Raw genomic sequence first — 12,623 nt, forward strand, 5'->3', positions numbered from 1 at the left:
ATAATTCTATTGTCTGTACTTTCTGCCAATTTTTAACAGGTCAAACCACAGCTTTATTCCATAGGCAAAACTAACTTTTGATTCTCCAGGATCAATCCAACGTTGTAAAGGGACCTCTCTTGCAATTGCTTTTATATTTTTCCTGCCGTACAATTTTAATATGCGGTGAAAAATTTCGACATCAAATAACCACCTTGAAATAAATCTTTCTTTAAAGACTTTTGAAGCAAGTTGTTTTTCGAAAATTTTACACCCACATTGCGTATCATAGACTTTAATGTCAAGCTGGATGGAAATAAATGTTGCAATGACACGCCCTAATAGATGCCTGTATCGTTTTCTGTTAATATTGTTGTCGATTTTAAGTATCCTTGAACCAAATACAAACACAACATTGTCTTTTATCTTCTGACTTAATTCATAACATTCCTCTAAAGATGTAGCACCATCAGCATCCAGGTATGCCAGCTTGTCAAAAGAAATATTTTCTCTTGTACAGTAATTATACCCTTCAAAAATTGCCATCGCCTTACCTTTATTTTGGTCAAGGGTATGAATGAATACCCTTTTTTCGTCTATATCCTGAATCTTCTGAAGAATTATTAATGTATCATCAGTTGAACCATCGTTTGAAAAAATTATTTTAACAGGATATTGCTTTTTTAGAAAAGAAGCATATTCATCAGGGTTTAATCGCCGTGATTCGTTATAACAAGGAACTATTATTGCAAGCCCCAAATCCACATCACTAACGCCACCGGAGGTTACTGAATCCATACGCATCAATTTTTTATTTTCTCAATTTAAGTAAATTCTTTGAAAAAGATAATTTACAAAACGGCATTCAGACTCTAAACTATTAAAAATGCCTGACTGAAATATTTATTTATACCTGTGAATGAATCACTCCCGGGAGAGAGGTAATGATTCAGTTATTACATTGTCCGAATCATCTTTAACGTAAAGGTAAACTCTGTACGCATCATCTTCATCAAGCAATGAAAATGAAATGTCTGTTAGTCCTTCTTTAAAATCAGTCTCTATGATCTTATAAAACGAAACATCTGTATAAACAATCCACTTATACTGAAATAATGCAGGATTCAGATTATCTTTTGCAATTAAAGCACTGGCAGTAATTCGACTTTTAGAGCTATCGTCATATTTTACTAATAATTTATATTCCGGAATTGGAAACTGTCTGGGGACATACGCTGTCTTGTTTCCAGAATAAGCCTCCTTCAATGCATAATATGCTGGTTTTTTATGCCCAAAAATATCAATCACACCAAACCATGTGGCTGTCTCTTCAAATCTGTCCTGCCAACAAAAAGCGACACCTCCCAGATTGTTCTCTTTATCAGAAAAAATGTAATTATTCCAGTTTGAAATATAATCATCCGCCTTCTGCATACTGGTTTGTTCCAATATCCGCTCGTGTTCATCAAAATCACTTAATGCCAAATCCCAGTATCCCTTATTTCCATATTCTGTAAACAAATAGGGCATACCTTTAAGATTGCGCTCTGCCAGCTCACTTACCCGTTTCAAATTATCCTTGTAATACGCATTGACCCCAAAAAAATCCATATTTGGCAGGTACCTTGAGAATGCAAGCATACTGCTGGAATTAAGAGTTTCGGACGTGTATACAGGTCTTTTATCATCTATGACTTTTATATCCTCAATTACATCATTTAAAAATTGCAGGTATGCGATCCTGACCGTACTCAGATATGGCTGCCCAAATGCATAGCTCAAATTTTCCCAAGTCTCATTTCCAAGTCCCCAGGCTATAATACTGGAGTCCGAGACATGACTTTGAACTTGCCTTAATATCTCCTTTTTAAGCCTGTCCATACCGGTACTGTCCCTAAGGAAATCAAAGGAATGATGCATTAGATTAAAGCCATACAGCACATCCAGGTCTACCTCCTTTGCTGCTTTTAATATGTTATAATCATAAATAGAGCTTGTAAATAATCTAATCGTATTGCAACCCATATCTTCAATGAGGGCAAAATCTCTTTTCAACTTTTTAGCAGTAGGTGGCAGCTTATCACTATTCCCTGATCCTTGTCCCGGATTATATGCGATCCCTTTTACATAATTCGGTAAGCTTAAACGTTGCGCATTCGACTGTATTGGTTTTTCAAAAGAATCCGAAAAATTGTATTTCAGCTTCGTTGATTTTATTGGTCCTGAACCTAATATGCCAACAATGTTTTGACCATATTTATCCTCGTCCAGACTAGTTTTTTCAATCTTGTTAATGTTGGCAGCATCCAATAATAAGGGTTTATACATGCCCTCGCGTTCTTTTCCATAGTAGGTTTTGTCCACAAAAAAAGCAGTATCATTTTCAGCGTAGATCCAATCAACTAAAAATTCTTCGTAATAATTATAATAACCCAGCCAGTAATCCGAATCAATATCTTTTGAATGCCAAACCCAGGTAATAAGTGAACGAACAGCTATTGAATCAGCCAAATGGAAGGATTTTCTGTAAATCCCGGCATAAACATCATCAGATACTGGGGTCAGATTTCTGTCAAACATTATAAACAGGGGCAAATAGCGTTTTTTAACCTCTTCAAGAACATTTACTAATTTTAGCTTATCCCTTTGACCAGAACCCAATGTCACTCCCGAAGTATCAACAGACAGAGCTAAAAATGGGAGTATATTGTTTGAATAACAACTATCCATAAATCTGTTCAGGGCAACTTCGGTCATCTGGTTCAGATAAAAATCACGCTTAATAAATGAAACCGGCATTTTACTAATTTTCATTCCGCTTTTGTAATTTACCCCGGTATAAATTTGCCAGTAATCCTTATTATAAATAAGGGTTTTGTTACCAAATATCTCTGAAACTTTACGCCCAATATAGTTGGTTTTAATGCCTCTTTGAAACCTTTCCGGGGTGATACCGATGATAAAAACATTTGTTAAAACAACAAATAACAGCAATAGGAATACAACAACATTTTTACTAAAAAGACTGTAAACCACGTTCTTTTGTTTAAAAAGAAAACGTCTTGTTGCACTATCCTTGCTAACCGGAGATCCCTGAAATAATTTATGAAAAGCAACAATCTGCTTTTGCATGGCCATAAGGTTTCCAAAACTTAAAATAGCTATATTCAAAAATGCCAGAAATGCCATGAACAAAGTAAATGGCGTAAAATCCTGTTTCAATCCATATATTATTGCAAAAACAGATACGGCTATAACAGTAAAATTTGGAATCAGAAGCCTCCATGGGGTTTCTATACGTGAATCTTTGGGGGTAGGAATATATGGAACTTTTTTGTTTACAAGTGAATAGAGAAAACCCAGCATGGTGGCCCACCATGTTGATTTAAACAATACACCTCCTAGTATGGCAGTGCCTTTTTCGTGCTCTTCAAAATACCATTTTTGATGGTAAAATCGAATAACCTGAGATATCACAAACAAAGGGGTGTAGTAAATAAAAAAATCAAATATGCTTACATGTATTGGGATCCAACCTAAGAGCAAAGCAAGTATTGGAATCAGAAAATCAAACAGTGCTACAATTCCGGATAAATAAAACATGGGAACCGTAAGAAAAGCCAAACGTTCAGCCCATGACAGGTTTTTCGCCACTTTGGGGAAAACGTTAAAAAGCAAATCGAAGGAACCCCGTGACCATTTTAGTTGTTGCAATGAATACCCGGAATAATTCCAGGGAACAAGCCCCTTTGCAACAATTACGGGATTATACACAGATTTCCAGCCCTTTGCCTTCAATCTCAAAGTTGTATGCATATCTTCTGTCAAACCCGGGGCATGACCACCAATGCTGTCAAGTGCCGTCCGCCTGAATGTACAATTTGCACCAATAGCAGGAACAGCACCATAACTGTTCAAGGTCATCATGACCGGCCCGTAGAATTGGTATGTTTGTTCTGCCGCAGCCTTTGCAATTACTGTGTCGTACTGGTTATAATAGGCCTGAACAACTTGCACGAACCCCATTTTATCATCCTCGAAATATGGAAGTACCTCATCCAGAAAATTTGGATAGACGACATGATCAGGATCAAGAATCAGTACAATTTCACCGCATGCAACTGTTTCCAAAGCATTATTAATATTTCCTGCCTTTGCGTTTATTTTTTTCTCCCGCGTAACATGGTGGATTTTGTTTTCGTTACAGAATGCTTTCAGTTCGGCATCATCTGCTTCATCACACAAAAAGGTTTCATGAGGATAAGTCATGGATTTAATGGCTAAAAGTGAATTTTTAACCATTTCTTTTGGTTCCCCTTTTACATAAGTGGTAAGTACATCAACAGTAAATTTCCGTTTCAATTCCACCTTATCTGGAACCGATGGGTGCCAGATTAGCAACCATTCAGTAATCAATAAAATAAGTTTATAAGCAAAAGACAGTATGATGATTACATATAAGAAGTTATCCTGTCTATAAGAAGCGTCTAACAACCATAACAAGAAAAAGATAGCAGAATATATCCCAAACACAATAAGCGCTTTTGATATAAAAAGTTCTTTTGGATGTGGATTATTTTTTCGGTTGCTAATGTTATCCATTTTTGTATTTAAAGGTTCAATAAAAATAATAAAGTTTATATGTTCTAAACATTAACATACATAACTAATCCGAAGTTTATACCGATTGCTTGATATGACAAATCGAATAACAAGCTCAAAAAATGTATATGTCGCTCTCTTTAAGCAATTAAGATTTCTCAATAGTATTAGATTCTACAGGCTAAAATTGGCAATTTTTTTCGAGAACATTAAGCAATCTGTAAAATTATTTTTATAGTGTATAATAGGTTATATAGGGTTTAAATTTTAAATTTACGTGCAGATATTATTGAAATTAACCAACTTTTAAAAACTTTCAGGATTGAAATATGGGAACAAGGCTAACTTCTTTGATAAACGCAAACCTGGTACGTCCTGAATATTATTATAAATTAGAATTTAATTACATTAATATAACTGAACTACCTTGACAAGAAATAAAATATGAAACGAATTTTGGTAACAGGAGGTGCAGGATTTATTGGATCACACCTCTGCGAAAGACTTTTAAATGAAGGGAATGACGTAATTTGTCTCGACAACTTCTCTACAGGTTCAAAACGAAACATACTTAAATTAATTGACAATCCTTACTTCGAAATCGTCAGGCAGGACGTAACACAGCCCTACATTTGTGAAGTTGATGAAATATATAACCTGGCGTGTCCTGCCAGCCCGGTTCACTATCAGTCTGATCCCATACAGACGATTAAAACATCCGTTATGGGTTCTATCAATATGCTGGGGCTCGCAAAGCGCTTAAACGCAAAAATATTACAGGCCAGTACCAGTGAAATATATGGTGATCCTGTAGTTCATCCACAACCTGAAAGTTACTGGGGCAATGTAAACACTATTGGACCCCGCTCCTGTTACGATGAAGGGAAACGGTGTGCTGAATCCCTTTTTATGGATTATCATATACAAAATATGGTAAACATAAAGATCATCAGAATTTTTAATACATATGGTCCTAATTTGAACATGAACGATGGACGTGTTATCTCTAATTTTATTGTACAGGCTTTAAAAGGTTCAGACATAACCATTTTCGGGGATGGAAAACAAACCCGCTCATTTCAATATGTAGACGACCTGGTTGAAGGGATGATACGTATGATGTATAGCCCGGATGATTTTACAGGTCCGGTTAACATGGGGAACCCCAATGAATTTACTATGTTGGAGCTGGCACAGAAGATCATAGATATTACAGGTTCAGGATCCAGGTTGGTATTTAAACCATTACCCAAAGATGATCCAAGGCAACGTCAGCCTGACATTACGCTGGCCAGGAAAAAACTGAATGGCTGGGAACCCAAAGTACAATTACAGGAAGGACTAACAAAAACCATTCTGTACTTTGAAGAATTACTAAGTTTAGGTGATTGACAAGAATATAAACCCAATACTTTCATTGGAATCTTCATACAGTCTTATTAACTTAAAGTATTATATTTCCAACTATGCAGGTTGTTAAAAAGAGAATATTAATATGGTTCATGGTCTTCACCTTAGCTGCATCCGCAGCATTTGCCTTAATTTACAGGACAACAATTCGATATTACTTATCCGAATTAATACATAATCACCACATCGTTTCCAATAAATTACTGGCCAGAGAAAACGAGGAGGTTTCCGGAATTTTTTACAAAAAAAATGCTAAAGGTTATGACCGTTCTTTAAAATTTAATCATCTGGTACTACAGGTAAACAATAATTCATCCTTTAGAATCAATAAAAATATTTTAAATGCTGCCCATGAAAAAAATAATATCCTTTTAACTGTCGAATTTTGGGGAAATCTATTTTATAATAAATACAGTATCAAGAATGAACCTTTAAAGGAAATTATTGACGGTTCTCTTGATGCAAAACTTCAAAAGATATATAATACATTGTTGGATAGCGATAGGGAAATCTTTGTCAGAATTAATCCCGAAATGGAATTATGGGTTTATAATACACCCTGGGAGAATAGAGATAATTACATCGAAGCGTACCGGCATGTGGTTTCATTCTGGCAAAAGAAAAATCCAAATCTGAAATTTATTTGGGGTCCAGCCGGTTTCAATGGATGTGAACGCTATTATCCAGGTGATGATGTAGTTGATCTGATTAGCATTACGCTTCAAAGCGAAGCGGAGAAGATGTATACCAGATATCCGGCTTATGGTTCTTTAGAAAATGAGATTCATCGTAAACTACACCGTCTGCGCTTTTTTAATAAACCCGTGATGATCATAACATCTGATAAGATGTTCGATAAAACAGAAGTTGCAAATGCTGTAAATGATGAAATTGATAGCATTGCCAAATATCAGGATATTGCATACGATGAAACACTTTGGAACAACGCACAGCTTTCCATCCCTAATGAGGAATTTCAAATCGGGGTATACGACCCAAGAAAATTGCTGCTTACGGATTCATCTATAACAACAGAACACCTTTTTCTGGATTTTGGACACTTACAGTCCCGGGATTCTAAAACGTACCTTGATGATGTTTTTTCGAGAAACCATGATGTCATACTTACATTTGAACCATGGATAGATTATGGCCGGATAACGGATCCTAATGTGCTTGCAAATATTGTTGATGGGAAATATGACACACTTATACATTTACTTTATAATGATATCTCAAATTCAAACCATACTGTTTATTTACGATTTGCGCACGAAATGGAAATCCCGATTACGCGATATGCCTGGCAAAGTAAAGATCCTATTATTTATATTAAGGCTTTTCGTTATTTTATGCAATTCCCAAATCCATTTCCTTTAAATGTAAAGAAAGTTTGGGGACCTGCCGGCGACAGGGGTGCACCCGATTATTATCCCGGAGATGATGTGGTGGATTATGTAAGTTTCGCAGCTTATGGCCTACCAGATAAGAACATCACGGACTTTAACAAACAGATAATGTTCAGCACTATATTCGAAGATAAAATCATAAACTACCGATATATGAACAAACCTGTTTTTATTACAGAATTTGGAGTTAAGGGACCCAATGAATATAAATTAAAATGGATGGAAGATGCAGCCATTACGTTAAATAAAAATCCTCAAGTGGTTGGTGTTAATTATTTTAATATGAGTGACACACCTGGAGCATGGGGTGACATAAAAGAACCGGACTGGAGTATTGATACGAGTATTTTACATCGATTCTTAGAGGTTTTAAAAAAGGATAACCAGTAAAATAACCACAATTTTATTATATGAATTGCTAACATGAAAAAGATACTTCAAATAGTGCCTCTTACCATTATTGGCTTGTTTATCCTTTCCATATTTGGATGGATCTCAGTTCATATATCTAACGGAGATAAAGAATTCAGACTTATTGGTAAGACTGTAAAATACATGTATACATTTCCTGACTTATTTGCTACCTCAGTCAATGAATTCAGAGGTCTGCCGGAAACATTTATAAAAACACCGGAAAACTTTCAGTCCATTAATAAACTTGATTCAAATATTATTGCATTAACCTCTTATACCGATACCGATAATTCACGTATTGTAGCATTGATAAACCTGAAAAATGATTCGATTTTATATTCATGGTCATTACATGATCGCATGTCTGACCATGTTCGCATTTTTCACCCATTGCTTCTACCAGAAAAGAACCTAGTTTATTATCAGAACTATGAGAGCCTGAAAAGAATCGATTCTTTATCAAATGTAATCTGGAAGATTGATAGCTTATGGCCGCACCATGCAATAAACATTGATGATCAAGGTGATATATGGATTAGCACACATAAAAGTGATGGCGTCGGATTATTTAGTATCAATGAAAGATATGTCTTTTTCAAAGACGAGTATATCAATAAGATTGACGTGGAGACAGGTAGCATCCTATTTCAAAAATCATTCACCGATATTTTAACACAGAATAACTTATCCAATTATCTCTTGAAATCTGGTAATGTGGAGGATCCAATTCATATTAACGATATTGAACCCGCATTAAAAACGACTCCTTACTATCAAAGAGGAGATGTTTTTATCAGTGCCAGAAGTATGTCAGCAATATTTCACTATCGCCCTGCAACAAACAAGATAATAAAAGTTATTGAGGGACCTTTTGTTGGTCAGCATGACGTAGATTTTTATAATGATAATAGCCTCGTATTTTTTAACAATAACAAACATCCCGCTTCAAATTGGGAGAAGAATCCGGCCCAAATAGATTCATCCCAATTCGTATTTGCTGGTGATCATTATTCGCAATTAGTGCGTTATAATTTCAATAACGAAAGCTTTTCTTTTATTGGAGACCAGGTATTTAAAGCAAATAAAATCTACACTTTGTCAGAAGGGCTAGTTGACTTTTTTGAAAATAATACCTACTTTGTAGAAGAGCAAAATTCAGGGATCCTATGGATTATAAAAGACAATGACGTAATTTATAAAAATGTTATGAAATCAGGTCATGAAGGATTCCATAATTTACCCAATTGGACAAGAATAATTAATAATTATGAGTAATTTATTATACATCGGTCCAGGACTTGGAATCGGAACAATTATTCTGATATTTATAATTGCAGGGATTGTAGTATTTTCTTTTTTATATGTTTTTTGGCTTAAGATTAAGCGCTTATTCAGAAAAAAGAATAAATGATGCTGTTTTATACTATCCTTTTCTTCAGTTTCTTAATCATTGCCACGACTATCCGTTTAAATAGGTTAATTTTTTATAATCTGGCTCAAAACAGTGTAGCTTTGGTAAATGAACTTTTATCTGATTCCGAGGAAGATGTAAAAATTAAACAGATACAGAAAAGGACTAATAAGCTGGCTATTTCACTTCTGAAGATTCTTATATTCTTAGTTGTATGCTTTGTATTAGGCAGTATCCCCGTTGTTACTTACATCCTATTAAGTAAACGAGAGATTAACAGCTTAGAGTTCTTTACTTTTTATCCCATGATCTCTATCACATTTGGAGCGACTGTACCTTTCGTTATTCCTTATAGTAAAAAGAACGAAAGCGGCTATTCTGAACTTTCTCAATTGTTACACCGAATCGCACTTGACAATTATCAAATATCAGAGAAACTTTTCAAACGTGAAACCCAAAAAATTAAAAGAAAACAATATAAATCCAGAAAAGACTTTGTAATTATTTCAGGTTTAGCCCGAGCAGGTACTACCAGCTTAATGAACGATTTGTCAAAAATTAATAAACTGGTAACCTTGAGCTATGCCAATATGCCCTTTTTAATGAGCCCCAACCTATGGGCTAAATTTTACAAACCCAGAACTAAACATTTAAAGGAAAGAAGTCATAAAGACGGAATAATGATTGGTTACAACTCTAATGAAGCCCTTGAAGAGTATTTTTTTAAGGTAAAAGCAAACGACTCATTTATCCATGAAACTTATTTGTCTGCTTATAAGATATCAGAAAAAGATTATATCGATTATCTTGATTACCAAACAAATATTAAGCATGATAACACTAAAATATATCTGGCAAAGAATAATAACTTTATTTTAAGATACAATTCTATACGCGAGTTTAATGACGATTTTATAATGGTTATTTTATATCGTGATCCTGTAACACATGCGGCTTCATTATTGGAAAAACACCAATATTATTCAGCCTTACAAAAGAAAGATCCTTTTATTTTAGATTATATGAACTGGTTAGGACACCATGAATTTGGATTGAATCATAAACCTTTCATATTTAGTGATACATATTTTTTAAACAGCACCAACAAAGACTCGATTGACTATTGGTTAAAAACCTGGATCAACTATTACAATTATGTGCTAACTATTCGACACCCAAATACATTACTGGTCAATTATAGCACTTATTGTAAGAATCCCGAAAATGTAATTAAGCTTATTGCAAATAAAGTCGGAATACAAACAATAATTCCTGAATATAAACCCTTTAAGAATATAAGAAGTGAAAATTCTTATGCTTCAAAAGAGTTGCTTGAAGAAGCACAAAGCATTTATATAAGATTACAGTCACATCTCAATTCCGGATTAAAATATACTGGATTGAACTAAAACCCTGTTATTACACATCATTATATTGGAATCTACTTCTTAAAAGGATTAAATACAACATAGAAATTATATTATGGCTTTATCCAAAACCTGTATAAACACAGAACGGTGATTTAAACATCTTCTTTGCTAATTATTTAAGCCTCTGGTTATTTATATAATGTGTAAGCTTGGGAATGTACGTTTATCTAAACTTTAGATTACAGTTTGCAAAAAAAATCCGTAAAAGTAATACTACCCTTACGGATTTTTCAGCATATTGCTGAATTTTTTTATAAATTCTGAATCAACAGAACCCTGTTACTCTTTATGAATTTACAACAGGCTCCTTGTGATACATAGCATCTGCATGAACTGTACCTTCAGCATATTTTAACCTTCTGAAAGCATCTCTGACCATTAATCTAAGTCCCAGATTAAACAACAAAAAATAGCTCACAAACTTTTCCCGTGTTCCCCTCTGATCCCAAATAATAAGCTGACGTTGTTTTTGATTGTAAATCATGATCTCTTGTTTTAATGTTAGCAAAAGTGTTATTCCCTCAATATAAAAACTAAATCCTTAATATAAAAAACACATTTAAATCCAAATACTAATTAATAGTTCTTTAAATGTTAATTCAAAGATAAATATAAATTTAATATAAACAAAATATTTTTTTATTATTATCCCTTTCGTTCAGTATTTAAGACAACATATCAGAAAAAAATGCGTACTTTTTACTCTACAAATAATGTAAAGGTGTTGTAGAACATATAATTACTCCTCTTCAGAATAAAAATTTCCGGGCCGTTTCTATTTACATTCTCACTAAAAGATATGTTATAAAACATGATTTTATTTATATTCATTTTACATAGATTAAAGCTTATAATAATTATTTCACCAAAATATATTGTAAACTGGGCAATTACTGAATTACAAAATATATTTACAAAAACATTATACACGATTGAGGATACTTGCACATCAGCACAACCTTCACTTGCGTGAAGTTTTTTTTGTGTTTACCTATAAACTAGTTTACTGCAAAACTTTCGTGAATTCATATATTTATAAAAATAAGAGTTTGAGGGTGAGTATTGAGGGAAAACCGCGAAAGCGTGGTCTCTCTCGTTCTCTCCCTCTTGCTCTTTTGTGAGCCTACCTGCCCCCACATGCGGGGCGAACCAGAAACTTAACAATTAGCTTTAAGCCATTCAATCCTTTTGGGATTTTTCAAAAATTTAATAAATCTTCTTGATTTCATTCTTTTAATGAATGATTCAATATTTTAAGCTTTCGAAATTGACTCACATTCAATTTCGAGATAAACAACCCAGTCATTTGCAGCTGCTGTAAATTTCGTTCTGCCATAATGACGTTCATTATGCATTTTTAATCTCACTTCCACTTCAAGTTCAATGGAACCTATGTAATATCGATTCAACTTTTCACTAAATATTATGTAACAATACGCTTTCATGGTTTAGAAATTCTGCCTTATTATACAAGAAAGCGAATGATACAGGCAAAATTACAATACTAGGAATAAAAAGCCTTTCTATACGTTCTCGATTGCAAATATTGCTACTAAACTGAGTTTGAGGGTGAGTATTGAGGGAAAACCGCAAAAGCGTGGTCTCTCTCGTTCTCTCCCTCTTGATCTTTTGTGAGCCCACCTGCCCCGCAAATGCGGGGCGAACCAAGGACCAAAAACTCTTCCACAAAAAAAGCTTCTGCGTTTGCAGAAGCTTTTTTTGTGGGCCCACCTGGGCTCGAACCAGGGACCACCTGATTATGAGTCAGGTGCTCTAACCAACTGAGCTATAGGCCCATTTAGTAACATTTTATACTTCAGGTTTTGATTTATACTGACCACCTGTACCGAATATTCGGTAAAGTCAGTCCCGATAGCTATCGGTATAACCAGCTGCCCCGAACATTCGGGGAGAGGCCCTAAATTTTCATTGAAAATTTCGGAGTGCAATATTACAGAATTAGCCCAA

8 protein-coding genes and 1 tRNA gene are annotated in these 12,623 nt (G+C 34.4%); 4 read left to right on the forward strand and 5 right to left on the reverse strand.

Going from position 1 to position 12,623, the window contains the following annotated elements; translation table 11 throughout:
• Positions 1 to 6: 6 nt before the first annotated feature.
• Together ACE1ET_RS07325 and ACE1ET_RS07330 are read right to left on the reverse strand one after the other, a co-directional pair.
• Positions 7 to 777, reverse strand: a complete 771-nt coding sequence (locus ACE1ET_RS07325; RefSeq protein WP_375727726.1) for a glycosyltransferase — start codon at positions 775 to 777, stop codon at positions 7 to 9.
• A 126-nt stretch (positions 778 to 903) separates the two neighbouring features.
• On the reverse strand, positions 904 to 4,581 hold the full coding sequence (locus ACE1ET_RS07330) for a glycosyltransferase (RefSeq protein WP_375727727.1): 3,678 nt from the start codon (positions 4,579 to 4,581) through the stop codon (positions 904 to 906).
• A 444-nt stretch (positions 4,582 to 5,025) separates the two neighbouring features.
• Between ACE1ET_RS07330 and ACE1ET_RS07335 the strand changes: the two genes are divergently transcribed.
• From ACE1ET_RS07335 to ACE1ET_RS07350, 4 genes are all read left to right on the forward strand, one after another.
• Positions 5,026 to 5,973 (forward strand): UDP-glucuronic acid decarboxylase family protein, encoded by a 948-nt coding sequence (locus tag ACE1ET_RS07335; RefSeq protein ID WP_375727728.1) that lies wholly within the window; start codon positions 5,026 to 5,028, stop codon positions 5,971 to 5,973.
• A 74-nt stretch (positions 5,974 to 6,047) separates the two neighbouring features.
• Positions 6,048 to 7,790, forward strand: coding sequence for a glycoside hydrolase family 26 protein (locus tag ACE1ET_RS07340; protein WP_375727729.1), 1,743 nt, complete (start codon positions 6,048 to 6,050; stop codon positions 7,788 to 7,790).
• Between the two features lie 33 nt (positions 7,791 to 7,823).
• Complete coding sequence (locus ACE1ET_RS07345; RefSeq protein WP_375727730.1) at positions 7,824 to 9,089, forward strand: arylsulfotransferase family protein; 1,266 nt, start codon at positions 7,824 to 7,826, stop codon at positions 9,087 to 9,089.
• A 237-nt stretch (positions 9,090 to 9,326) separates the two neighbouring features.
• The gene (locus ACE1ET_RS07350; RefSeq protein WP_375727731.1) at positions 9,327 to 10,634 is read left to right on the forward strand and encodes a hypothetical protein; all 1,308 of its coding nucleotides are present in this window, start codon (positions 9,327 to 9,329) and stop codon (positions 10,632 to 10,634) included.
• Positions 10,635 to 10,941: 307 nt separating this feature from the next.
• Here ACE1ET_RS07350 and ACE1ET_RS07355 read toward each other — a convergent pair whose 3' ends face one another.
• The 3 genes from ACE1ET_RS07355 to ACE1ET_RS07365 form a co-directional block, all read right to left on the reverse strand.
• Complete coding sequence (locus tag ACE1ET_RS07355) at positions 10,942 to 11,139, reverse strand: hypothetical protein (protein WP_375727732.1); 198 nt, start codon at positions 11,137 to 11,139, stop codon at positions 10,942 to 10,944.
• 769 nt (positions 11,140 to 11,908) lie between these two features.
• The gene (locus ACE1ET_RS07360; RefSeq protein ID WP_375727733.1) at positions 11,909 to 12,100 is read right to left on the reverse strand and encodes a GIY-YIG nuclease family protein; all 192 of its coding nucleotides are present in this window, start codon (positions 12,098 to 12,100) and stop codon (positions 11,909 to 11,911) included.
• A 277-nt stretch (positions 12,101 to 12,377) separates the two neighbouring features.
• A tRNA-Ile gene (locus ACE1ET_RS07365) sits at positions 12,378 to 12,451 on the reverse strand.
• Between the last annotated feature and the right edge of the window lie 172 nt (positions 12,452 to 12,623).

It is taken from the genome of Quyinboa mangrovi, from assembly GCF_042219825.1.
Lineage (GTDB): Bacteria > Bacteroidota > Bacteroidia > Bacteroidales > UBA5342 > JBHJHP01.